Origin of the sequence: Granulicella tundricola MP5ACTX9 (assembly GCF_000178975.2) — a bacterium.
Lineage (GTDB): Bacteria > Acidobacteriota > Terriglobia > Terriglobales > Acidobacteriaceae > Edaphobacter > Edaphobacter tundricola.
This window is the reverse complement of the sequence record NC_015065.1, coordinates 225,234-248,623: the sequence shown is the minus strand read 5'-3', so window position 1 is coordinate 248,623 and position 23,390 is coordinate 225,234. Positions and strand designations below refer to the sequence as shown.

Here is a 23,390-nt window from a genome sequence, read left to right as displayed (position 1 = left end):
CGCTTCCGTCCGCGTGACTACAACCTTTGCGGAGACCTCAGGTGGATCAAAGTATCTCTACAATAGCAACGGAGTGAGCAATGCGGTCTGACCACAACGATGTAGACGAACTTCCGGTCGTGGTAGTTGGCGCTGGCCCCTATGGGCTTTCGATCGCCGCTCACCTGGCCGAAGCCTGCATTCCCTTTCGCATCTTTGGCGGAGCCATGCAGATGTGGCGGGAACACATGCCTGCCGCCATGACCATGAAATCGGACGGCTTCGCCTCCAATCTGTCTGCGGGATCGGATCGGTCCTTTACCTTCCGTCAGTTTTGTAAAGAGCGGGGTTTGCCCTACGTGGATCGGCATTTCCCTATGCCGCTGAAGGACTTCGTCGCGTATGGTCTGGAGTTTCAGAAGAGGTTCGTCCCCCAGCTTGATCCCAGACATGTCACCCGCGTCGAGCGTCATGAAAAAGGCTTCAAAGTTGTGGTAGAAGATGGTGAGTTTGTGGTTGCATGTGGTGTCATTTGCGCCACTGGTGTGATGCACTACCCCTACCTCCCCGAACCGCTGAAAGTGCTTCATTCCAAACTGGTTACACATTCATCCGAGCACACGGAGTTCAGCGAATTCGCTGGTTTGAGTGTCGCCGTGATCGGCGCCGGCTCCTCCGCGATGCATACCGCAGCGCTGCTAAGTGAGGCAGGGGCAGAGGTTACGGTCGTCACGCGCCGTTCAAAGATCATATTTCACGACAGTCCCACAGGCGGCCGCCGTTCCCTGGTGGAAAGAGTTCTGCATCCTACTTCCAAGCTGGGGCCTGGGTTGCGCTCGTTTTTTGCGGAGCATGCGCCCCTTTCTTTTCATCGACTTCCAGTGGATCTGCGGCTGAAGATCGTGCAAAAACACCTGGGGCCGTCATCGGCAGGGCATCTGCGGAGCAGGGTGGAAGGAAAAGCTAAGTTGTTGCTGCAGAGGCAGATAACAAGCGCAAAGGCTGTAGAGCAGTGTGTGCAACTAGAGTTGGAAGGTCCGGACGGGCGGGAGACGATCGATGTGCGGCGGGTTGTGGCTGCGACCGGGTATCATGTTGATTTGAAACGGCTTAGATTTTTAGAGCCTCTCCTAAAAGAGATCGAATGTAACCACAAATCACCACTGTTAGACCATGAATTGCAAAGTTCTGTACCAGGCCTTTACTTCGTAGGGCTTCCCGCGGCAGCAAGCTTTGGACCCTTGTTGCGATTCGCAGCAGGGTCGGCGTTTGCGGCGCGCACCATCACCCAGGCCCTCAGTTAGCAGGTTTGCTGAGGAGGTAGGTATCCATGATCCAGCCGTTGCGCTCGCGGGCTTCAGCGCGTGCGGCTTCGATCTTTGGCGCGGTCTCTTCCAGAGTTCCTGAAAGGAGAATCTCGTTCTCCATGCCGAGGTAGGCACCCCAATAGATCTGGGTCTGCTGATCCGGGATGTCTTTGTAGGCTGCGTGGCCGTCGAGCATGACGAGAATGTTTTCGGGTTCGATGGGTTTGCCTGAGGCGAGGTGGCGGCCGGTGGTGATGAGGATGGATTCACCGATGTCGTGGAGGGGGATGCGGTGGCGGGCGGCGAGGGCCTGGGGGCTGGTGATGCCGGGGATGACGTCGTAGGTGAAGGGGACGTTGGCGCGTGCGACGATCTGGTCGATGATGCGGAGGGTGCTGTCGTAGAGGCTGGGGTCACCCCAGATGAGGAAGGCTCCGGTGGCGTCTTCGCTGAGTTCGTTGGCGATGAGGTCTTCGTAGATCTGGACGCGCTCGAGGTGCCATTGCTGGACGCGGGTCTTGTAGTCGGGGATGGACTCGTCGCGGATGGGGTCTACGGATTCCACGATGCGGTAGGGGTGGTGCTCGATGTAGCGCTCGCAGATGTCCTTTCTGAGGCGGACGAGTTCGTCCTTGGAGTCTCCCTTGTTCATGAAGAAGAAGATATCGACGAGGTTGAGGGCTTTGACGGCCTGGATGGTGATGTAGTCGGGATGGCCTGCGCCGATGCCGATGATGAAGAGGTGTCTCATGAGGGGGGTCCTTTCGGGGCTTCACGATGGTACGGAGGAGAACAGGCAACGACCGAAGCAAATACGGAGGTTCTGGCTTCGCCAGAATGACGGTTTTTATAAAGACGGTTAGTACTTGGTTATCAGTCGACCCAACTCTGTGGATATTTGGGAGAGGACGGCTTCTATGGTGTGTACGTTGTTTGTGGGGGGTGTGGGGCGATCGACCATGATGACGGGGAGGCCGAGGATGCGGGCGGCTTCGAGTTTGTCGTAGGTGGCTGGGCCTCCGCTGTTTTTGCTGATGATGCAGTCTATGGCGTGAGCTTTCAGGAGTCGGAGTTCATCGGCGAGGTGGAAGGGACCTCGGGCCAGGATGAGTTTTGCGTTCGGGGGCAGGGGGACGTCTGGTTGGTCGATGGTTCGGATCAGGAACCATGGATGGATGCAGGTGGCGAAGGGGGCCAGTTCCTGGCGGCCTATGGCGAGGAAGATGCGGTGGTAGCTCCGGGTGAGTGCTGCGGCTGCTTCGAGGTCTGGGACGTCTTGCCAGTGGTCGCCCTGCTGTGGGGTCCATGGAGGGCGCACGTAGGAGATGAGGGGGATACCCAGGCGTTGGCAGGCTGCGGCGGCGTTGCGGCTGATGTTGGCTGCGAAGGGGTGCGTGGCGTCGATGACGATTTGTATCTTTTCCTGTTGTAGATAAGTGATGAGACCTTCGACTCCGCCAAAGCCTCCGATCCGGGTCTGACCGGTGGGGAGCTTTGGGTGGGCGACGCGGCCTGCGAGGGAGGAGATAAGCTTGAGGTCTGGGTGTGTGGCCAGATGGGAGGCTATGGCCCCGGCTTCGCTGGTGCCGCCGAGGAGGAGGACGGCTGGGCGTCGCGTATTTGAGACAGAATTCATGTTTGTGTTGAGGAGAACAAGCAACGGCAAAAGCCAATACGGGGGTTCTTCGCTGCGCTCAGAATGACGATCATTTCCGGTGTCGTCAGGGCTCGGTGCGGTCGCGGGTGGTGGAGTAGAGGTAGGATTCGCCGAAGCCGGGCTGGCCCAAAGACTTGCCTATGAGGATGAGGGCGTTGCGGTCTATGCCGGAGTCCTGGACCTGCTGCTGGATGGTGGCGAGGGTGCCGCGGAGGATCTGTTCGTCCGGCCAACTGGCTCGGAAGACGACGACAGCGGGGCAGTCCGGGCCGTAAAGGGGGAGAAGCTGTCCGGTGACCTGGTCCATGTTCTGGATTGAGAGATGGATGGCGAGGGTTGCGCCGGAGCGGCCGAGGGTGGCGAGGTCTTCCCCGGGGGGCATGGGGGTGGAGCGGGTGGAGGTGCGGGTGAGGATGATGGTCTGGGCGACGTGGGGGAGGGTGAGCTCCTGGCTAAGGGCTGCGGCGCCTGCGGCGAAGGAAGGGACGCCGGGGGTGACGTCAAAGGGGATGTTGAGGGCGCGGAGGCGGCGGGTCTGCTCGGCGAGGGTGCTCCAGATGGAGAGATCGCCGGAGTGGATGCGGGCTACGTCCAGGTTGGCGGCGTGGGCGGCGGCGATTTCGGCGATGATCTGGTCGAGGGTGAGGTCCGCGGTGTCTACGATGTGGGCGTTGGACGGGCAGTGGGTGAGGATCTCTTTGGGGACGAGTGAGCCGGCGTAGAGGCAGACGGGGGAGGCGGCGATGAGATCGCGTCCGCGCAAAGTGAGGAGGTCCGGGGCTCCGGGGCCTGCGCCGATGAAGTGGACTGTCATAAGGACTCCAAGCTTGGGATTGTGGCTACGGCGCAGGTGCAGAGGTGGCCGGTCTGGCGTGGGAGGGTGATGTGAGCTAGGGGGCCGAGGGCTGCGAGGGCGGCGGCTTCGGCGATGCTTGGAGTGCCGGTGTGGGCTAGGGAGGCTTGCGAGGTGGTGAGGGTGCTGGGGATCTTTGCCAGGACTTCGGCAGGGTAGAGAAGGAGGTTGATGCCAAGGGCTTCGGCTACCGTGCGTGCGATCTCGGCGCGGCGGTTTATCGTGGCCAGGATTGTGGCCGGGAAGATGGTGGGGATGCTTGCGTGGATAAGGGTAAGAATGTCTTCCGGGGTGGCGTTGGAGGAGCAGCCTATGCCGATGGATTGGGTTGGGGTCATGGCTTGGTGGCCGTCCATTGGGTAATCGGCATTCCCTGACGCCAGATTTGGGTGGGGCCGAGGGGTTCGGCGTGGGCGATCTGGAGGCGGGTGAGGTCGCCGCCGTGCCGGGCTTGGAGTGTGATGAGGAGGGCTTCGGATTCAAGGGTGACGGCGTTGGCTACGAGGCGGCCGCCGGGGCGGAGATGGTGCCAGCAGGCTTCAAAGAGGCCGGGTATGGTGAGTCCGCCACCGATGAAGATGGCGTCCGGGGATTGGGTCTGGGTGGCGAAGGTGGCGGGGGCCTGGCCTTCGATTGTCTGGAGGGATGGGGTGCCGAGATGGGCGGCGTTGGCGCGGATGTTGGCGGCTCGCGTGTGTTTTTCTTCAAAGGCTATGGCGGTGTTGGTGGGGTGGGTGCGTAGCCACTCGACGGCGATGGTGCCGGTGCCTGCGCCGACGTCCCAGAGGTGCTGGCCGGGGAGCGGGGCGAGGCGTGCGAGGGTGGCGGCGCGGACCTCTCGCTTAGTGAGCTGGCCGTCGGTCTGGAAGGCTTCGTTGGGGAGGCCGGGGACCAGGGACAGGAGTTGAGTGTCGGGGGCCGGTTCGCACTGGACTGCTATGAGGTTGAGATTGCCGAAGGGTTCCGTTGGGAAGGCTGATGCTGGGGCTGAGGTACGATGTTCGGTTGGGCCGCCGAGGTTTTCAAAGACGTGGAAGAGGCTGGGGCCGTAGCCGGCTGCGGTGAAGAAGGCAGCGGCTTTGGCGGGGGTGGTTCCGTCTTCGGAGTAGAGGATGAGGCGCTGGTTGGGAGCGAGGGCGCGGTGAAGCTGCTCGAGCGGGCGGGCTACGAGGGAGATGAGGGTGATCTCCGCGGCGGGCCAGCCGAGACGGGCGCAGGCTAACGCGAAGGCGGAGACGCCTGGGATGACTACAAATTCATCAGGGGACAGGCTGCGAGTAAGGGTTACGCCTACGCCGTAGAGCATCGGGTCGCCGCTGGCGAGGACTGCGATTTGCTGTTGGTTGCGATGCTGGGTGAGGATCTTCTCGATAGCTTCGGCCATGGGGGAGGGCCATGGGGTGCGGGTTGCGGCGGTGGCTTCGGGAGGGATGTGGGCGAGGTGGCGGGTGCCTCCGTAGAGGATGGCGGCCTGCGCGATGGCGCTGCGTGCGGCGGGAGTGAGGGCCTCCCAGCCGTCTTCTCCTATGCCGACGATCTTGAGCCAAGGGGTCTTCACCTGGTGGCTGCTCCGGGGTAGCTGCGGGAGGTGTAGATGAGTTGGCGGCCCTCGCTCATCGTGATGGTGCGGGTGGTGGAGGAGCCGATGAGGATGATGGTCTGCATGTCGGCGAGGGCGGGGTCGAAGTGGGCTAGATCGGTGATGGTGATGCGCTCGTCCGGGCGGCCTACGGCTCGGGCGAGGACGACGGGGGTTTCAGGGGCGCGGTGTTTTGCGACGATGTCGCGGGCGGCGGCGAGCTGCCAGAGGCGGTCCTGCGAGATGGGGTTGTAGAAGGCGAGGGCAAAGTCGGCGGAGGCTGCAGCTTCAAGGCGCTTGATGATGATCTCCCACGGCTTGAGGCGGTCGGACAAGGAGATGACGCAGAAGTCGTGGCCGAGGGGCGCGCCGACACGGGAGGCCGCGGCCTGCATGGCGGAGAGGCCGGGGAGGATGCGGATGTCTAGAGTGCGCCACTCCTGCGGGCCTTGATCGACGACTTCAAGGACTGCGGAGGCCATGGCGAAGATGCCTGGGTCGCCCGAGGAGACGACGCAGACGCGATGGCCGGCGGCGGCGAGGGTGAGGGCGTGGCGGGCGCGGTCGGCCTCGACCTTGTTGTCTGAGCCGAAGCGGCGCTGGCCGGAGCGGATGGGGACGCGGTTGAGGTAGGTGTGATAGCCGACCAGGTCGGTGGCTTCTTCCAGGGTCTGGCGGGCTTCGGGTGTGAGCCAGTGGTCGGCTCCGGGGCCCAGGCCTACTACGGCGATCCAGCCGGGACTCGTTGCGGTCTCCATGCGCTGGGGTTGGGTGGTGTCTGGGACCAGGATGAGGGAGAAGTAAGGGACGCTGGTGGGGTCGACTTCGTCGAGGGGGAGGATGCGCTCGGCGGCCATGGTGGCGCGTTCGATGAAGAGGGCTCGGTGGGCGACGCCGGCTCGGTGCAGGGCTGATTTCACCTTGGCGAAGTTGCGGCCGAGCTTCATGATGGCGTAGGCGCCGGGGGCGGCGAGACGGGCGGCGAGGGTGTCTTCGGGGAGGGTGCCGGGAAGGATGGTGAGTTCGGTGTCGCGACGGACGAGGGGGGTGCCGAGCTGGGCCGCGGCGCCCATGACGGAGGGGATGCCGGGGATGACCGTGGTGGAGAAGCGGGGGGCTAGGCGATCGTGGAGGTACATGTAGGAGCCGTAGAAGAAGGGGTCGCCCTCACAGAGGATGGCGACGTCGCGGCCGGCTTCAAGGTGGGTGGCGATCTGGGTGGCGGTGGCGTCGTAGAACTCGGCGATGGCGGCTTCATAGCCGCCGGGGTGATCGGACTCCTCGGTGGTGAGGGGGTAGGTCATGGGGAGTTCGATCTGGTTGTGGATGAGCTCGCCTTCGACGATGAGGCGGGCGTTGCTGCGGCCGTGGCGTGCGACGGGGTAGGCGACGACGTGGGCGCTGCGGATGACGCGGAGGGCTTTGAGTGTGATGAGTTCGGGGTCGCCGGGGCCGAGGCCTACGCCGTAGAGCTTGCCGGGTTGGGATGCTTCGGTCATTCTTGCTCGCTTGCGAGGGCGTTGACGGCTGCGGCGGCGATGGCGCTGCCGCCGCGCCGGCCGTGGACGGTGAGGAATGGGATGTTGAGGGTGCTGTCGGCGAGGGCTTGCTTGGATTCTGCCGCGCCTACGAAGCCTACGGGGATGCCGATGATGAGGGCGGGGTGGGGTGCGCCGTGGGCAAGCATCTCCAGGAGGTGGAAGAGGGCTGTGGGGGCGTTGCCTATGACGACGACTGAGCCTGCGAGGTGGTCGCGCCAGAGCTCGAGTGCGGCGGCGCTGCAGGTGGTCTGGAGCTGGGCGGCTAGGTCGGGGGTGCGGGGGTCGCGGAGGGTGCAGAGGACTTCGTTTTGGGCGGGGAGGCGGGTGCGGGTGACTCCGTTGGCGACCATGTGGGCGTCGCAGAGGATGGGAGCTCCGGCGGCCAGGGCGTCGATGCCTGCGCGCGCGGCGTCTGGGGAGGCCTGGACGAGTGCGGGGAGATCGGTCTGGCCGCAGGCGTGGATCATGCGGACGACGACGCGCGAGAGATTGGGCGGGAAGGCGGAGAGGTCGGCTTCGCGGCGGATGATGGCGAAGGATTCTTTGTAGATGGCTGCGCCGTCTTTGATGTAGGTCATGAAGCGAGTGCCTCGGTGTGGGACTGGAGGATGGAGGCGATGGCTGCGGCGGAGGGCAGGGAGTGGGCTTCGGGATGGTTGGGGAGGCGGAGAGTGTAGCCGGCGGGGGTGGCGATAAGGGCGGCGGAGGCGGAGTGGCGGAGGGCGCATTGCTTCTCGCAGCCGGAGAGGTGGATGGTCCAGCCGGGGATGTGGGGGCGGGTAGCAAGGTAAGTAGCGAGTCGGGCGGCGTCGGCGCGAACGTCTGCGAGGGAGGCATCGCAGCGACTGATGCCGGCGCAGGCGGCTATGCCTTCAAAGCCGTTGGTTGCGTCGAGAGGGAGGCCTAGGGCGGCTAGTTGGGGAGCGATGAGGGCGGCGGCCTTGGGGGTGAGGTTACCGAGGACGATGCCGCGCCAGGGGGCGAGGTGTAGGTCTGCGTTGTGTTGGGTTGCGAGGGTTGCGATGTTGGTGGCTTGAGATGCGGTTAGGTGGCCGAGGGGGATGGAGGGGACTAGATTGAGGTGGCCGGGGGTGAGGGCGGGGTGGGGGCCGATGACGTCTCGTCGAACATCGGGACCGCGAGCCGGGTTCGTCGTGGGTTCGAGGAGGGGGGATAAGGTTTTGAGGAGGGTCTCGAGGACTCCGGGAATTGCGGTGAGGCGTTTGGTGCGGACGGGGACGTTGTGCTGCTTTGCGAGGTCGATGCAGGCTTCAGCGGCGGTCAGCAGGCAGACTACGGCGTCTTCCGGGGCGACGGAGCAGCCGGTGTCTTTGCCGGCGAGCGAGAGGCTGAGGCGATGGGTGCTATCGAAGGCCTGGAGGCCGAGGTCTTCGACCTCATAGGTGAAGCGGGTGGGGTTGGCTTCGATGCCGAAGGTGAACTTGGGGTGAAGCTGCAGGAAAAGATCGTTGGCGATGAGGCGCTGGTCGAGGGCGCGGATGAGGGGGCGGGTGTCGAGGGACGCAGCGGGGTCGATGCCGGCGAAGGGGCTGGTGACAAGGTTGCGGACGCGATCGTGAGCGCTGGAGGGCAGGAGGCCCGCTTCCGTGAGCGTAGTGACGATATACGGGAGGCTGGATGGTTGAATGGCGCGGAGTTGGAGGTTGGAGCGGGAGGTGAGCTCAATCTCTCCGTTGGCGTGGGAGGCCGCGAGAGAAGCCACGGCGGCGAGTTGGGCGGCAGAGATGAGGCCTCCAGGAACGCGGATGCGGATCAGCTGGCCGTCTTTTGCCGGCACGGCGTGGAGGATGCCGGGGCAGAAGTTTTCTCCGAGTCTCATCGTGCGGGGCTCCTGAATCGTTGACTGGATCATCGACTGGACGGTCTGCAAATAGGGACGGGAAGCGGCAGGAGACCGCCACAACCGCCCTCTCCTCGTAGGCGTGTGTCTACATGTTCATCTGAACACGACTCTCGGCAGGTCTTCGGACTTGCAGGCTGCCTACTTGCTCCAGCTTCCCGGTTCATGGCTGAACCAGTGCATGTTCGGAGCGTTCGTTCCTGTCACCGCTGCGGGGCAGTTCCGGATTCTCACCGGATTCCCTCTTCGTCTGCTGAACGAGCAGACACCGGGAGCAAGGTCAGTATAGGTCAGAAAAATGTCGCAATCAATGGAGAGGGCGCTATGAGAGCGTGGAAAGCCTTATTGGAGGCGGATGTGGAGGCCTGCAGAGACACTCCGGGCTAAGTCTGATTTCGCCTTCTAGTTGTCTATTAGGTCGGGTAGCAGACATCAAAGGGGCGGGTCGATGAGCTAGGATGAGCGCAATCTGGCAGCACCTTATTGTCCTTACCGGCTTGACGGCAGTCTGTTTCGTCCGGGCTATGTCTCTATTTACGGGTTCGTTCGTTTCATTCCAGGCATTACGGAGCAGCACACATGCCAGGCAGATTCGTTGAGCGCAAAGGCTCATCCGACCGTGTGGTCCCGGCCTTCTCCCCTGCCGTCGATCCTGCGACAGCCGAGCTTGCCGGGATATCAGAGCCCCGAAGCTATCCGGCTGGCAGCGTGCTGGTGGAGCAAGGCGAGCACCCCAGGCAAGTGATGCTGGTGCGATCCGGCGTCGTACGGTTGAGCTTCACCAATCCGAAGGGGGATGAAATCCTGCTGGGACTCCGATCAGAGGGCTGGTGGGCCGGCGGAGTTCTGGCAGTGCTGAACCTGCCCAGCCTGTGCACGATGGAGACACAGACAGAGTGCCTCCTCTCCTGCTTTTCGCCGGTTCAATTCTGTGTTGAATTAAATCAACGTCCGGCTCTTCAACAACACTTTATGACGTCGCAATGCCGGGAGCTTCTGACGATGCAACAGCACAGCATCCTGAACGGCAGCAGTGCGACGGAACGGCTGAAATCCCTGCAGGATGAGCGAACGAAGTCTGTGTGGCAGACGGTCGACCCAACTCTCATCCTGAGACAAAGCGAGGCCGCAAGACTGCTCTCGATTACGCCGGAACATCTGAGCCGCCTGAAGAAGAGACGACGATCAGATCCATAAGTCGAGGTTCATTCCCAGATCAACTTGCCGCCTGCGATTAGCGCATGCGAATTGACAGCACGGGATGGCACGGACTTCAGCACAGATTGCAACAGCTTTTTATTTATTGTGATCCGGTGGCCGTAGTCAATCAAGCCTTTCTTCCTGAATTGATTGAGAAGCCTGTTCGCACGGGATCGGGTACATCCAACCATGGCGGCAAGATCTTCCTGACTTATCTCCGGAAGCAGCGTTTCAGATGCCGCACTGTCCGTCGCTTCAGCGAGCAGGATCAGAGTGCGAGCCAGTCTCTGCTCGCTGCGATGACAGAGGAGATTTGTAAGGTTTTCCTGCATTCCACTAGTCTTTTCGAGAAGGTACAGGAAGAACTCCATCATGAAATCGGGGTGATCGCGTAAGCTCTGGACCATGTTAGATTTCTTGATCCGAACCAGTAAAGAATTCCTTCCTGCGATGGCGCTGGTCGATCTGAGTTTATTCTCGCCGGAGATACACTCTTCGCCCAGAAAATCATTGGTATGGAGAAGAGCCAGAGTGGCTTCCTTCCCTTCAGCAGTGAATGCGGAAAGCTTTACGCTGCCGTCTCGAATGAAATAGACATGACTTGCAAGATCGCCCTGGGAGAAGATGCGGCTGCCCTTTGGGTAAAGCATGGTGACCTTGCCTGGACCTTCAGCTACTAAACGGAACTGAGGGCTAGGAGCGATGGGGAAGATCGTTTGTTGGATCTTATGTTTCGCATCAGTGGTTTTCAGTCGGTCACTCATATTGTGAGACTGTTCCACAAGAAGTCCAAGATCTTCATTGATTTAGATCAAGCCTGTTTCTCCGGTTGATGCGGACATCATAATCGATCTAATTGTGAGCGTTTGCCTCCTTGCCTGGGAATGCTACCTCGTCTGTGGATGTCGTCACTGTCCCGTACTTTGGGTTGATATAACGCTCCAGGAAGGCCAGTTCTTTCTCCTATGCGTCGAGCCGGTGAGCGGGCTGCGAGAAGCCATGTAATTCGCCGGGATAGGTGAAGTAGAAGTGGGTCTTATGATTTGCCTTCAGAGCCTTGGCAAACTCGGCTGATTCAATGGGAGGGACCTGCGGGTCGTTTTCGCCGTGAAGAATCAGGATGGGGGCCTGAACCTTATCGACGGAGAGTAGGACGTTCGCTTTCTTGTAGACCTCCGGCTTCTCCTCTGGCGTGCCGCCCATCTTCATCATCCAGCGCACGGAGGAACTGGGATTGGTGCGGTAGACGAAGAGTTCACGGTCCAGTACGCCGAAGAGTTCCATGGCGGCGGCGAAGAGTTGAGGGTAGCGGACGACGGCGTAACCCGTCATGGTTCCACCATGGCTGCCACCGCCGATGGCGATACGCTTTGGATCAACGAGACCACGATCGATGAGGTACTTTGCGCCTTGTGCGACGTCGTCGATCTCACCGCCATTTGAGTCTTCCACGTTCAGGTTGCGGAAGACCTCACCGTAGCCTGTGCTGCCACGGTAGTTGGGTTCCAGGACGACGTATCCCTGCTGTGTGAGGTATTGGGCCCACGCATCGAATTTATAACCGTCCTGCGCCTCCGGGCCGCCGTGAATCCAGAGGAGGGCGGGATACTTTGGGGGGATGCCGGGCTTTGGAGCCACGGGGGTGTAGAGCATTCCGACGATCTCCTTGCCGTCGAGGCCCTTCCAGGTGACTCGCTCCGGTACGCGTGCGGCTGCCTTGAAGTTCACGGGTGTAGTGTGCGTCAGGTAGGAGGGCGCGGAGGTTGAACCGAGGTCCTGCACGAGTAGATTGCTGGTTTCGACAGGGGAGAGATGATTGAAGTAGAGCTTACGGCTGTCCGGCGACCACTGCACCTGCGAGACCATGCCGGGAACTTCGAATTTGGCGAGTTGTGTGGGCTCGCCGCCGGTGGCGAGCATGATGAAGACGTTGCGAGCTTCCAGCAAGCCTCTGCTCGAGATGAAAGCGATGTGTTTGCCGTCGGGCGAGTAGATGGGGTCGGTATCTTCAAACTGGCCGTCTGTAATCTGCCTGGGCGCTCCGCCGGATGCGGGTAAGGTGTAGATGTGCTCCCAGCCTGAGTTCTGGAGGACGGTGACGAGGGTCTTGCCGTCTGGAGACCAGTCCGCACCGCGGATGGACCATCCGCCGCCACGGTCTACGGGCGCGGTGTAAAGGATGGTGGGCTTGCCTGCTGGCTGGCCGGATTGTGTGTCGAAGCGGAGGGTTTCAAGTCGGCCGCTGAAGTAGTCCCTGGCGCGAGTGGTGTAGACGATCTGATCGCCCTTTGGGGAGAATTTGGCACTCGTCGCTTCCAGGCGCGGGGGGGTCAGGAAGCTGGTGACTGCGCCGTCTGGACTAACGACCATGATGCTGTTGACGCCGCGCCGGCCGCTTTCAAAGAGGATCCATCTGCCGTCGGGGGACCAGGAGGGGGCGCGGTCGGCTGATTGCCTCGGATCTCCTCCGCCTGCGGGCGCGTTAGTGAGACGCTTTGGGGCTCCGCCTGAGACGCTGACGAGCCAGATGTTGCCGTTGCTGGCGTAGGCGATCGACCTGCCATCAGGCGACCAAGCGAGGCCGTTCTTGCCGCCCTGGGTGCTGGTCAAGGTCTCCGGCCAACCGCCAGATGCGGGCATGAGGACGATCTGGCCAGCGCGGCCGAAGGCGAGGGTCTTGCCGTCGAGTGAGATGGCTGCGTCTACCTGGGCGTCCACCGAGAGGAGATCCTGCAAAGTGAGTGCGACTCGCTCCTGTGAGAAGCCTCCATGTGGAGTAGCGAAAAGCGTGAGTGCGACTCCAAGCGATAACAGGCGAAAGCGGCGCATACTTTTCCTTAGATGGGTTTCTCGTGAAGCGTGATTGCCTGGAGGTCCATCGTGGGACCTCCAGGCGAGGTGACCGTGCTCTAGAACAACAGCTTCAAGCCGAACTGGATCTGTCGCGACTGCGTCTGGCCCAGAGCGCGGGTTGAGAGCGACTGGCCGAACTGCTTGCTGGTAATGCCTGCGGTGAGGTTGCTGAAGTTCGTGTGGTTGAGGACGTTGAAGAAATCGGCTGTGAAGCGAAGATCAACACGTTCCGTTACCTTCGTCTGCTTGTTGGCCTGGAAATCCCAGTTGAAGATTCCAGGGTTGCGGAGGTAGCCGCGGTGGATACGCTGCGTGGGATCGACAACTCCATCTCCGGCGACGAACCCTCCGCTGGCTGTGCTCAGGTTGAAGTAGCTAACGGTCGGGCTGGAGGTCGCAAAGGACTTGGTCAGAATTCCTTTGCGGTTTGGAACCGCGCCCGTAAGTACCGCACGATCCGTCGTGTCACCATCGCGGTTCGAGTCTGCGCCGGTCGTTGGGATGAAGGGTACGCCGGTCTGTGTGTCGAAGATGGAGGCGATGCCCCATCCGCTGATTAGGTGATCGGTGAATGCGCCGCCATCGGTCAGGAACATCTGGTTCTTGCCGAACGGCAGATGGTAGTTGAGGCTGGCAGCAAAGCGCTGGCGCACGTCAAATGACGAGTCTCCATAGTTGGTCTTGAGATTTGCGTAGGTGACGTACTTGCTCAGGAAGATGGCCTGAGCCTGCGCTTGAGTTAGGGTAGGGTTGTTCTCCGCGCACTGGACGGCTGCTGTGAGTACGGCTGCGGAGGAAGCGGTTGTGGCTTGAGCTGTTTTGCATGGACCAGCGGGAGTCGCGGCATTCACGACCATGTACGGAGCCAGCAGGTTGTTCAAGGTAGCCGCAGGCGTCGCAGAGTCCGTGGCTCCCGCAACGTCGTCCGAGAGCACGTCCATGCTGTGGGTGAGCCCGTACGAGGCCTCCAGGCTAAGGCCGGCACGCATCTGGCGCTTTACGTTGATTAGGAGCGCGTTGTAGTTTGAGGTGCCGTTCGACTGGTGATACGTAAGGGCGCCGAATGGAGGACGAATGATGCTGTTGTTGATATCCGCAATCGTGCGCACGACGGTTCCCTGATTGGATGGACGGAAGCTGTCATTGAAGGAGGTGCCGAAGTTGGGCCGGGTGGTTGTGAGCAGATGCTGAGCGAGCGCTCCTACATAAGACACTGTGACCGCAGTCGACTTATCAACCTGCTGGGAGATGGCGATGTTGTAGTGCTGGGTCACCGGGTTCCGAAGGCTCGGATCGATGTTCGTCAGCGTGTAGGACTGAGTGGTGTTGACGGTGCTTGCGGCGGTTGCGCCGGTGTAGTTGCCCGTTGAGAGTGTGGTGCTCAAGGTCTGCGGAGGATTGAAGCGGGCATTGCCGTAAACATTGCCGAAGACGCGATCGTAGAAGTACCCGTAACCGCCGCGCACGACCGTCTTACCCGTGCCAAAGACGTCCATGGCAAAGCCGACGCGAGGGCTGAAGTTCCCGAAGTGCGAGCAGTAGTTGCCGATGCCGTATGAGGAAGGATTGATGTCGGCTACGTTAGACTCACTCGGGTTAAAGGGAAGGTTCTGGCAGGCTGCAGGCTTGCCGCTGCTATCGAGAACGTAGGCGTTGGAGAGAAGATTATTCTTTTCCGTGAATGGGTTGAAGATTTCATAGCGCAGGCCGACGTCGACCGTCAGCCTTTTGGTCGCACGATAGCTGTCCTGCACAAAGTAGCCCTGCTCCCAAATGCGGTACTGCCGGAACGAGGGAGCGATGTAAAAGGACTGAGACTGTGAGCTCAACGTCAGACTGTTGATGTTGGCAAAGGAAGTGTCGAGGATCGCGATATTCGGCCGGATGGCATTGCTGAAGGTGGTGTTATCCCAGACGCGGCTCAGCTGTGCACCGCCCTTGAACTCATGCTTGCCACGCGAGTACGAGAGCGCATCCTGATACGTCCAGACCACAGGAATTCTGCTTTGTGGCATGTTACTTGCAATGCCGATCGCATTGAAGCGGCCCGAGTTGAAGGCGAGCGAGGGGAAGCCATTTGGATCGCCGCCGTTGGCCGAATAGGCCTGCCCAGCGTTCGGTCCGGCGGTACGGAACGTGCCGGCCGCCGCCAGCGCTGCGGACGGCGCCTGAAGCGGATATAGAGTTGCCGTGCGTTGGAAGCTGAAGCGCGCCGTATTCAAAAGATTGGGCGAGAAGATGTGGTTATCCTGCACCACCAGGTGGCTGGGGCGCAGTACATTGCCATAGCCGAAACCCGCAAGGTTGCTGCTTCCGACCGTAGCCAGCGGGGTCGCCGCAACAAGGCTGTATGTGGCAAAGATGTTGTTGCGTTGGGTCAGCTGCTGGTCAAGCCGGACGAAGCCGGTGTCCTGATCCAGATTATTCACCAGGTTGCGGTTGACGGTTGTCGACCAGGTCGTGGGGTCGGTGGCCGAGAATGGTGTCGCTCCGACGACTGACGGATAGGACGAGGTGAAGAGCGCCTGAGCCAGAGGATTGGTCAAAGCTGCGGTGAACTGAGCGGTTGGAACCGGCACCAGAGCCGCCGTGGTGGATCTTTGCCGGAAGCCTTCATACGAGGCCGAGATGAAGGTGTGGTCATGCCAGATGGGCGCGCCAAACCATAAGCCAAACTGGTTCTGCTTGAAGGGCGACTTGAAGCCCACGGGGTTGAAGAAGTTCCTGGTGTTCAGCACCGAGTTCCGCAGGTACTCCCACACCGCCACATGAACTTGATTTGTGCCTGACTTGGTTACAACATTAATGATGCCGCCGGAACTCCGTCCAAACTCCGCTGTTGCATTGCTCGTAATGACGCTGAACTCCGCGATGGCGTCGAGCGGTACAGCGCTCGTCGCATTGCCGACATTGCCGGCTGATCCCGAAGGTACGCGCGGATCATTCGCATCGCCGCCGTCCAGCAGATAGTTGTTGTTTGTGGGTCGAGACCCACCAGCGGACACTCCCGAACCCTGGCCGGTGCCGCTAGCCGTACGAGACGATCCAGGCGCCAGGAGCACGAGGTTCTGGAAGTCACGTCCGTTCAAAGGAAGCTCGCGAATCTGCGTGCCATCGATCAATGTGCCCACGGTCGTCTCCTGTGAGACGACACTGGCCGTGTCTGTCGAGACTTCGACGACCTCGTTCGCGCCGCCCAGCGCCAAGGTAACGTTTAGCTCACGAATCTCGCCGAGCACGAACGTGACCTCCGCGAAGCGCGTCTCCTGAAAGCCCGGTGCCGTTACGACCATGGTGTACTTGCCTGGGTCGATATCGCGGAAGCTGAAGAGGCCCGTGGAGGTGGAAGAAAGATCGCGGACAGCACCGGTGCCGCTGGACTTCAGGATCAGCTTGGCGCCGGGGATGGCGGCGCCGGATGGATCGACTACGGTTCCGCGCAGGCCACCTCCCGTGGCGGCCTGGGACCATGCCTGTGTCGACAAGCCAAGCGTGAGCGCGATAAGAAACAGGAAAGAAGCAAGATAGTTTCTGAAGGTTCTGAGTCGCTGCATTTTTGTGCCTCCTCAAATCAACGCAAAATAGATAGGTAATTCAGCTGTAAAAACTTTTACTTACTGGGTAAGTCTGTGGCCGTCGAGTTTGACAGCAGCATGGCGTTGAACAGCATTTTGTAGGTGACCTCAGACTGTGCCCGGTACTGGGGCCGGAATCCGAATAAAACCACATGACCTTTACCCTGCTTCAGGTCCACCAAAGCAGTTTTGCCAGCGAGATACTTACCGCCGAGCAGCCATCCGCTGAGCAGCGGCTTATCGCTTGTGTATGTGGCGATGGAGTTCTTCGCGTCGTCCAGGCTGAAGACGGGGCTCAACTCAAAGAAGATGGGGACCTTGGGCTTTGAGCCGAAGCCGATGGGGTTCTGAGGGTCAACGGCTATCTCAAGGATGGAGCCCGGGATGTAGAAGTCCTTGTTCGCAATGCCATCGAGCGCATTCTTCACGCCGGCAGAGTTCTGCGTCGTGTAGAGCTGCGATGCCTTGTTTAAGGCGACTACGGTGCCGCCGCCTTCCGTGAACTCCTTTACGTTTGCCCAGCCGTCATCGCCCATGCCGCCGGTGAACTCCGGTGGCGGCTTGGGTCCACCTCCGCCTTCTTCACGTCCGCCGGAACCATGCAGAATGGCGCGAGGCGCTTCATCCGGCAGCAGGAGGACATCGAAGCGGCTCTTGAGATCTCCCTTGCGGATATCGGCGTCTACGACGCGGGTGTAGGGAATGCTGTTCTGGTCGAAGATCCAGCGTGTCCAGCCTTCGTCCATGGATGGGACCCAGCTTTGGTACATCGCAATGCGGGGCATGGTGACGAGCAATGCGGTGCCTGTGGGCTTGGTGGTGAGTGGTTTGATCTCTATGGCGAACTTTGCCGTCACGGCTTTCAGCTTTACGTCCAGGCCATCCTGCCGGGGGAGGTAGATGGTGCCTGCGGACTCATTGCCGCTGGTCAGGCGGTAGGCTTTGACGCCATCCTTCAACAGAGCGAACAGAGCGTAGTAGCCGGCGTTATCGGTGTCCTCCAGCAGGTAGCCGGGCGCGGAGCGTGACGCTTCAAAGTGGCCGGTAGCGGTTGCCCACGAGACGCGCTTCCCCTGAAACGCAAACTTGTCCGCGACTGCATCCGCGTTGACGCCGAAGAGCATCGGCAGGGTCTGGGCGGTGACGTCGTAGGGGCGACGCAGCGGGCCGCCGGGGTATAGCTCGATGTTGGGATAGTGCTGGACCTCCAACAGAGTTTTGGCGAAGGGTCCGTATGGCTGGGCGAGCACGACAACGTAACTTCCCGCGCTGTAGGTCTTGCCTCCGGCTGTGAAGGGGGCGGAGACCTGTGTGACCTCAACCAGTCCGCGACGGAGGATATCGATCATGCGTGCAGTGGCCGCATGATCAACCTGCTCTGCCGGGATCACGTAGGCGTAAGGGCCGCCGTACTTCTGCTCCGTTGCGTGCTGGTTGATGTGGTAGAAGTCCGTGAGGTAGCGGGCACGGTTGTTTGCTGCGTTCTTTGCGATCGAAAAGAACGCGTCGATCTGATAGTTGACGATATCGCCCAGGCGCCATGTTCCCCCCTTCCACGGGTCAGGAAAGTTCCAGGCGGCTACCTTTGCGTCATAGCCGATGCCGCGGTCGAGCTTCTCAAACGGGATGTCAATGGGACTGGCGATGTTGACACTGGCGGATTCCGTGAGTACGCGGAGTGCACCGTGATAGGCCATGTAGTGGCGGGCGGGCGACCACATATCGTATACGCCGTCGATGAGCACGCCCTGCTTGCCGGTCTCCGAGATCTCGAGCGCCGTCTCCGTGCCCAGCGAGTTCATGGAAGAGACGAGGAGGGGATCGATGTTTGGATCGATGGGATCGACCCAGGGCGGCAGGTAGATGCGGGGGCCGTACGCACCCATCTGGTGGATGTCGTAGAGGATTTGGGGCCGCCATGCGTTGATCACCTTGTCAGTGGTGAGCTGCGTTTCTACCTGAGTGAACGCATACCAGTCGCGGTTGTCGTCGTGCCCGGTGTAGTGGTGCCAGAGGACGACGGGCGAGGTGCCTTCGTAGGGGGTTCCGAGGTACTTCTTGTACCAGTCGACAACGAGTTGTTCGCCGTCGGGGTTCTGGGAGGGCACCATGACAATGATGACGTTGTCGAGGATCGCCTTGATCTCTGGAGTGTCCTCCGTTGCCAAACGATAGGCAAAGACGGCGGCGCTCTGCGAGCTTGCGATCTCCGTGGAGTGGATGTTGCAGGTGACGACCAGGACCGTCTTGCCTTGGGCGATGAGTGCCTTGGCCTGCGCTTCCGTGGTCACGCGCGGGTCGGCGAGGGCTAGCTGGATCTTGCGGTAGTCCTCCAGGTGAGCCATATTCTCGGCGGATGAGATGGTCAGCGCGACGAACGGCCGGCCTTCGGTGGTCTTGCCCAACTCTTCATACTTGATTCGTTTGGACTGCTTCGCCAGGGTCTGGTAGTACGTCGTCAGTTCCTTCCAGTCGGCAAGTTTGCGGTCTGTGCCCGGTGCGAATCCGAATGCTTGCTCAGGGGTGGTGACCTGCTGCGCCCGGATGGCGGAGGTGGAAGAGGCGAGGCTGAGCAGCCCAAGAAGTCCCCATCGGAAGGCTGTGCGGCCCGGTATCTTTTTCTGATCTGCCATGTGTTCGATACACTCCTGCGATCTTGCGTGATGATTGCTCATCAGTGCGAAATACGGCGTGAGAGACAGGGCTACGGTCTTCCCGGAGAGAAGCCAGAGCCCTTATCAGAATGGATTACTTTGATTCGACCACCCAGGCAGGAAGCACTCCGGAGCGGATGCAACTGTGTCGATCTGCGACTTATATTCCTGGTCGCCACGACGAGAGTGCCAGTCAGCGAGCAGGCGCGCCAGGGTCAGCTACAACAACGACAAGCAGAGAGAGCCAGCTTCAGGGAGAAGGGCTGCAATAACGCCTCGGTGAACTTTAGGTGCATGTGTCCGACCATAATTGCGCCTCGTAAAATCGTCAAGCTTCCTTCGTTTTCATCGGATGGTTGAAGCTCAAAGGCATTCACGAAGAGAAGTTAGAGTCGACCGCAGTCGCTCAAATGTCGAAGATTATTCTGAAACATATCAGATATTAGAAAAAGCACAACAATTTTCTTACTGACGATCAGATATTGATGAGCTCCGTTTGCTGGTGGCTGCTTTTGCCGAGCGGAGGACGCAGGTTCGTGGCTATGAGAGAGAGCCGTGCAAATTTAGGTGTGGGGTCGCTGCGATACCGAGCAGGTGGGTTGTCGGCTGGGTGAGGGATGCCGAGCCAAGCCTGGCTTCCGCACCGCTCTCGCCATGAGGGCGGTGCAGAAGGCTCAAGTGGTTTGTTGGCTGTCTAGCTTTCGTTAGAAGTGAACGCGGCCTGCGAACTCCAGGATACGGGGGTCGGCTGCGTTGGTGGCTTGGCCGAAGGCTGAGGCCCCGAAGGTCGTATTAATGGTGGTGAAGTTGGTGTGGTTGAAGGTGTTGAAGGACTCGGCGCGGAACTCGAAGTACGTGGTTTCGTTGTAGTGAAATTCCTTGTAGAGGGCCATGTCGAAGTCGACGAGGCCCGGGCCGCGTACGCTGCCGGTGGCGGCGTTGCCGTAGAAGCCATTGGCAGGCCTGACGTAAGCTGCGGTGTTGAACCACTGTGCCTTGATGTGTGGACCGACGATGCTGGTACCTACAACTTTGTCCGGGCGAACGGCGTTGCCTTGGGTGGCTACGCTTAGACCGGGGGTCAGAGCTGTGCCGCTGCGGAGGGTGGTGATGTCTGAGAACTTCCAACCACCCAGAAGCTTGTGGGAGAGGCCGCTGGAGTTCTCGAAGATGGGCAGGTCGTAGATGAGGGTGATGCCCATGGAGTGGCGGCAGTCGAGACCTTCAGCGTTGCCGTAGTAGCGGGATGGGTTGTAGGGATCGACGACACTGTAGGTGCCGCTGGTGAAGGTGGAGAGGTCATGCGAGTAGGTATAGGCGACGGTTGCGAAGAGACCCTTGGTGACGGGATGCTTCAGGCTCAGCTCCAGCGCGTTCCAGTTCTGGTTTTGGCGCGAGGTGTATGTGGTGATCGCCGCATAGCCGGGGTAGGGGCTGAATTGTGCCGGAGTGGCAAAGCCTGCGGGCTGGTAGTAGTAGGGGCTCACACTGCCGCTGTTGATGCTTGGGTCGAAGTCGTAGACGCCGGTGTGCAGGGACTGATTGTAGTTCCAGGTGCCAAGCAGATGGCGTACCTGAGAAGAGGCTCCCGTGGCGGAGGCGATGAAGTTGTGCGGAAACTCATGCTGTACCCCGGCGGAGTAAGACTGCACCTGTGTCGCCTGGATGTTCTGGTCCGCTGCGGAGACCGCTGCAATGGTAGCGGGCCTGACGGCGCCGGTGCCAACGACTGCCGGGAATGTTGGATTGACGAGGCTGACGGACTGGATGGCCGGAGGGTTGACCGCGCAGGCGAAGGAGCAGTCCTGATTGGTAAAGACGCGGGTGAAGGTGATGCCATAACCGCCCTTGAAGGAGGTCTTTCCGTCTCCGAAGACGTCCCATGCAAGGCCGAAGACGGGACCGGCGTACCACGTATGTGCGCCGGAGAAGTTCTGCGGTACTCCGGTGCCGGGTCCGTTGGTGACGAGGCCATTGAGTGGGTTTGCGGAGGATGCTGCGCTATTGGTAATCGCACCGCTGGCGGCGACGGTTGGAGCCGCGGCCAGCGAGTAGGACGTGGGAATGAAGTTAGTCTCGAACTTGGGTGGACCGTATGGAAGGGGCATGTAGTATCCGCGGAGGCCGGCGGTTACGGTTACGGTTTTGGTGAGCTTGAAGCGGTCTTCAAGATAAGGAGAGACCTCCATGCCATGGACGGCCACGCGTGGTTGTCCGCTGGTCTGGGTAAAGGTGGCGGCGCTACCGAGCAGGAAGTCGGCGAAGGCATCGTCGAGAGTCGTGGCCTGTGCCTTCTGTGTTGTGGTGGCATCGGTTGCCTTGGTGGGCGTGGTGGTGCTGCCGGTGAAGGTGAACTGGCCGTTGGTAGCAGAGGAGACGTTCTGGCGCTTGGTGTTGAAGACGATGGTGACGCCGCCCTGGATGAAGTGCCGTCCATGCAGATAGCTGACGTCGTCGCCGACGGTGTCGTCAAGGTCAGCCGCATGGGTCAACGGGCGGGCGGCCGGAATGCCTTCGGGTCCAATGCCGCCGGAGAAGGTGACAAGAGGGATGCGATTGGAGATGTAACCCGCGAAGGGCAGGGAGGGGTTGAAGCCCGGCACCTGAGTGTTGAGGGCTGTGCCTGTGAGGTTCAGGTCAAGATCGAAGATATTCATTGCGACGTTGGTGGTGTTGACCAGATTCGGGGTGAGGACTTGGGAGAGCGAGACCTGTGCGAGTTTGTTGTGGGTAAAGTCGGTCTCGCCGTTGGTGCTGTAGACTTCACCGGATTGTGCGCCGGAAAGGCTGTTCTGCTGGTACTTCTGATACTCGTCCAGGTATTCGGCGAGGAGGTGGAATTTAGATGAGAAGTCGTGATCGATTTTGATCTCGTCGTCGCGCTGGTTGGTGACCTGCGGGACTGTGTTGATGTAATTCAGACTTCCGCTTGAATAGTTTGCGTGCGGATAGAGCGCGTTAACAAAGGCAGTGGAGTTGGTGTTGATGGTGGCGGCTGGAATGACGTATTGGCCAGCGGTGTTTTGAGGGAAGAGCTTGCCGGTGGCGGGGTTTGTAATTGGAGTGCCGAAGATGCCTGCCCGCTGGTTGTCCGTGGGGGTGATGCCCGTGATCGCGCCTGTGGGGGTCTGGTGCAGAATGACGAACTGCTCGGAGAAGAAGAAGAAGGTCTTGTTGCGGTCGCGGTTGTAGACCTTCGGGATGAAGACCGGGCCGCCGATGTTATAGCCGAAGATGTTTTGTTTGTAGGGCAGGATGGCGGTGGAGAAAAAGGGTTTGGCGTTGAGGTCTTCGTTGCGGATGAACTCCCAGGCGGTGCCGTGGAAGTCCCGGGTGCCGCTCTTGGTGGAGAGCAGGACGACCGACGAGCCCATGAGGGAGTAACGGGCACTGTAATTGTTCTGGAGGACGCGGACCTCACCGAGCGAGTCCGGGTTGGGCACGACTGAGGTCTGGTTCATATTGCCGGTGTTCTCGTTCCAGACACCGTCCAGCGCGTAGAAGGTCTTGTTCTGCTGCATGCCGTTGACGGAGAGGACGTTGTTGGTGGATCGACCACCGGTGGTCAGGGCGGTGCCGGCGGAGGTGTTCTGCGCGCCGGGCATCATGGTTGCGAGGCCCTGGTAGTTACGGCCGTTGATGGGCAGCGTATTGACCTGTGCGGCGTCCACCGAGTTGCTGTTCTCAGCGGTGGAGGTCTCGACGAGGGAAGCGACCGCTGAGACCTCCACGGACGTGTTGGTTGAACCGACGGTGAGGCCTGCATTGACGGTGGAGGTGACGGCGGGATGCAGGATGATGCCGGTGGCGGTGTAGTTGCCGAAGCCGGTCTTGGTGACTGTGATGCTGTAGGTTCCCACGGTCAAGCCAGGGACGACGAAGGTTCCATCGCTGGTGGATTTGCGGGAGGTCGTCACGCGCGTGTCGGTGGAGGTGATGAGGATGTCCGCGTCCGGTACTACGGCACCCGTTGCGTCGGTGACTGTTCCGCTGATCGTCGCGGTGGTGGAGAGTTGTCCCAGTGCGCTCCCGGCGATCATGGCGAGTGTGAGGAATGAGACGGGGAGGAGAGCGAGTCTGGAGGCGCGGAGGGACATGGGGGAAGCCTCATGCAGTTTTCTAATGAAATATTGTTTCGCCGGGAACTCTATTAGCTGCGACTCCTAACTGTCAACGCCGATCCTCAAATCATGCCGTGTCCGTCGATTCGCTGGTGAAAGCTGGATTGAGATTGGTCAGGGCGGTATTTATCTCGTGTCCCGAATAAAGTTTTGCTTTCCAGTAGACTTGTTCGAGACAATCGGCCGGGATGCGGGGTCGCCCGGCGGTTA

General features: G+C 60.5%; 15 protein-coding genes and 1 riboswitch. Of the genes, 2 read left to right on the top strand and 13 right to left on the bottom strand.

The window, feature by feature from the left end; genetic code table 11:
* Nucleotides 1-80: 80 nt before the first annotated feature.
* Nucleotides 81-1,283: an NAD(P)-binding domain-containing protein gene (locus tag ACIX9_RS21235; RefSeq protein ID WP_013582247.1), complete on the top strand. Its 1,203-nt coding sequence runs from the start codon at nt 81-83 to the stop codon at nt 1,281-1,283.
* On the opposite strand, the gene cobF is transcribed toward ACIX9_RS21235, so the two are convergent.
* The 8 genes from cobF to cobG form a co-directional block, all read right to left on the bottom strand.
* Nucleotides 1,276-2,037: a precorrin-6A synthase (deacetylating) gene (gene cobF / locus ACIX9_RS21230; protein WP_013582246.1), complete on the bottom strand. Its 762-nt coding sequence runs from the start codon at nt 2,035-2,037 to the stop codon at nt 1,276-1,278. The genes ACIX9_RS21235 and cobF overlap by 8 nt on opposite strands.
* Before the next feature lie 108 nt (nt 2,038-2,145).
* Nucleotides 2,146-2,922, bottom strand: a complete 777-nt coding sequence (locus ACIX9_RS21225) for a cobalt-precorrin-6A reductase (protein ID WP_013582245.1) — start codon at nt 2,920-2,922, stop codon at nt 2,146-2,148.
* A gap of 85 nt (nt 2,923-3,007) precedes the next feature.
* Nucleotides 3,008-3,757, bottom strand: coding sequence for a precorrin-4 C(11)-methyltransferase (cobM, locus tag ACIX9_RS21220; RefSeq protein WP_013582244.1), 750 nt, complete (start codon nt 3,755-3,757; stop codon nt 3,008-3,010).
* Nucleotides 3,754-4,134 carry a cobalamin biosynthesis protein gene (locus ACIX9_RS21215; protein ID WP_013582243.1) on the bottom strand — a complete coding sequence of 127 codons (381 nt, stop codon included), beginning with the start codon at nt 4,132-4,134 and terminating at the stop codon, nt 3,754-3,756. The genes cobM and ACIX9_RS21215 overlap by 4 nt, the downstream gene beginning before the upstream one ends.
* Nucleotides 4,131-5,354, bottom strand: coding sequence for a bifunctional cobalt-precorrin-7 (C(5))-methyltransferase/cobalt-precorrin-6B (C(15))-methyltransferase (locus ACIX9_RS21210; RefSeq protein ID WP_013582242.1), 1,224 nt, complete (start codon nt 5,352-5,354; stop codon nt 4,131-4,133). The genes ACIX9_RS21215 and ACIX9_RS21210 overlap by 4 nt, the downstream gene beginning before the upstream one ends.
* Complete coding sequence (locus ACIX9_RS21205) at nt 5,351-6,874, bottom strand: precorrin-2 C(20)-methyltransferase (RefSeq protein ID WP_013582241.1); 1,524 nt, start codon at nt 6,872-6,874, stop codon at nt 5,351-5,353. The genes ACIX9_RS21210 and ACIX9_RS21205 overlap by 4 nt, the downstream gene beginning before the upstream one ends.
* A complete protein-coding gene (locus tag ACIX9_RS21200) occupies nt 6,871-7,494 on the bottom strand; it encodes a precorrin-8X methylmutase (RefSeq protein WP_013582240.1) in 624 nt (207 codons plus the stop codon). Before ACIX9_RS21200 ends, ACIX9_RS21205 begins: the two co-directional genes overlap by 4 nt.
* Nucleotides 7,491-8,756, bottom strand: coding sequence for a precorrin-3B synthase (gene cobG / locus ACIX9_RS21195; protein WP_013582239.1), 1,266 nt, complete (start codon nt 8,754-8,756; stop codon nt 7,491-7,493). Before cobG ends, ACIX9_RS21200 begins: the two co-directional genes overlap by 4 nt.
* 119 nt (nt 8,757-8,875) lie before the next feature.
* Nucleotides 8,876-9,065: riboswitch (cobalamin riboswitch) on the bottom strand.
* 291 nt (nt 9,066-9,356) lie between these two features.
* Here cobG and ACIX9_RS21190 point away from each other — a divergent pair.
* Nucleotides 9,357-9,974 carry a Crp/Fnr family transcriptional regulator gene (locus tag ACIX9_RS21190; RefSeq protein ID WP_013582238.1) on the top strand — a complete coding sequence of 206 codons (618 nt, stop codon included), beginning with the start codon at nt 9,357-9,359 and terminating at the stop codon, nt 9,972-9,974.
* 8 nt (nt 9,975-9,982) lie between these two features.
* Here the strand turns inward: ACIX9_RS21190 and ACIX9_RS21185 are convergent, their stop codons facing one another.
* From ACIX9_RS21185 to ACIX9_RS21165, 5 genes are all read right to left on the bottom strand, one after another.
* The gene (locus tag ACIX9_RS21185; RefSeq protein WP_049789478.1) at nt 9,983-10,741 is read right to left on the bottom strand and encodes a Crp/Fnr family transcriptional regulator; all 759 of its coding nucleotides are present in this window, start codon (nt 10,739-10,741) and stop codon (nt 9,983-9,985) included.
* Between the two features lie 199 nt (nt 10,742-10,940).
* Entirely contained in the window at nt 10,941-12,806 is a 1,866-nt protein-coding gene (locus ACIX9_RS21180) for a S9 family peptidase (RefSeq protein ID WP_013582236.1), read from the bottom strand.
* Between the two features lie 80 nt (nt 12,807-12,886).
* A complete protein-coding gene (locus ACIX9_RS21175) occupies nt 12,887-16,384 on the bottom strand; it encodes an outer membrane beta-barrel protein (protein WP_013582235.1) in 3,498 nt (1,165 codons plus the stop codon).
* A gap of 56 nt (nt 16,385-16,440) precedes the next feature.
* Nucleotides 16,441-19,038, bottom strand: a complete 2,598-nt coding sequence (locus ACIX9_RS21170) for a M14 family metallopeptidase (protein ID WP_013582234.1) — start codon at nt 19,036-19,038, stop codon at nt 16,441-16,443.
* A 725-nt stretch (nt 19,039-19,763) separates the two neighbouring features.
* Nucleotides 19,764-23,156 (bottom strand): TonB-dependent receptor, encoded by a 3,393-nt coding sequence (locus tag ACIX9_RS21165; RefSeq protein WP_013582233.1) that lies wholly within the window; start codon nt 23,154-23,156, stop codon nt 19,764-19,766.
* Between the last annotated feature and the right edge of the window lie 234 nt (nt 23,157-23,390).

Excerpts from the sequence above, each read along its gene's own strand:
- ACIX9_RS21235 (WP_013582247.1), top strand. The coding sequence starts at position 81 with ATGCGGTCTGACCACAACGATGTAGACGAACTTCCGGTCGTGGTAGTT.
- cobF (WP_013582246.1), bottom strand. The coding sequence starts at position 2,037 with ATGAGACACCTCTTCATCATCGGCATCGGCGCAGGCCATCCCGACTAC.
- ACIX9_RS21225 (WP_013582245.1), bottom strand. The coding sequence starts at position 2,922 with ATGAATTCTGTCTCAAATACGCGACGCCCAGCCGTCCTCCTCCTCGGC.
- cobM (WP_013582244.1), bottom strand. The coding sequence starts at position 3,757 with ATGACAGTCCACTTCATCGGCGCAGGCCCCGGAGCCCCGGACCTCCTC.
- ACIX9_RS21215 (WP_013582243.1), bottom strand. The coding sequence starts at position 4,134 with ATGACCCCAACCCAATCCATCGGCATAGGCTGCTCCTCCAACGCCACC.
- ACIX9_RS21205 (WP_013582241.1), bottom strand. The coding sequence starts at position 6,874 with ATGACCGAAGCATCCCAACCCGGCAAGCTCTACGGCGTAGGCCTCGGC.
- ACIX9_RS21200 (WP_013582240.1), bottom strand. The coding sequence starts at position 7,494 with ATGACCTACATCAAAGACGGCGCAGCCATCTACAAAGAATCCTTCGCC.
- cobG (WP_013582239.1), bottom strand. The coding sequence starts at position 8,756 with ATGAGACTCGGAGAAAACTTCTGCCCCGGCATCCTCCACGCCGTGCCG.
- ACIX9_RS21190 (WP_013582238.1), top strand. The coding sequence starts at position 9,357 with ATGCCAGGCAGATTCGTTGAGCGCAAAGGCTCATCCGACCGTGTGGTC.
- ACIX9_RS21185 (WP_049789478.1), bottom strand. The coding sequence starts at position 10,741 with ATGAGTGACCGACTGAAAACCACTGATGCGAAACATAAGATCCAACAA.
- ACIX9_RS21180 (WP_013582236.1), bottom strand. The coding sequence starts at position 12,806 with ATGCGCCGCTTTCGCCTGTTATCGCTTGGAGTCGCACTCACGCTTTTC.
- ACIX9_RS21175 (WP_013582235.1), bottom strand. The coding sequence starts at position 16,384 with ATGCAGCGACTCAGAACCTTCAGAAACTATCTTGCTTCTTTCCTGTTT.
- ACIX9_RS21170 (WP_013582234.1), bottom strand. The coding sequence starts at position 19,038 with ATGGCAGATCAGAAAAAGATACCGGGCCGCACAGCCTTCCGATGGGGA.
- ACIX9_RS21165 (WP_013582233.1), bottom strand. The coding sequence starts at position 23,156 with ATGTCCCTCCGCGCCTCCAGACTCGCTCTCCTCCCCGTCTCATTCCTC.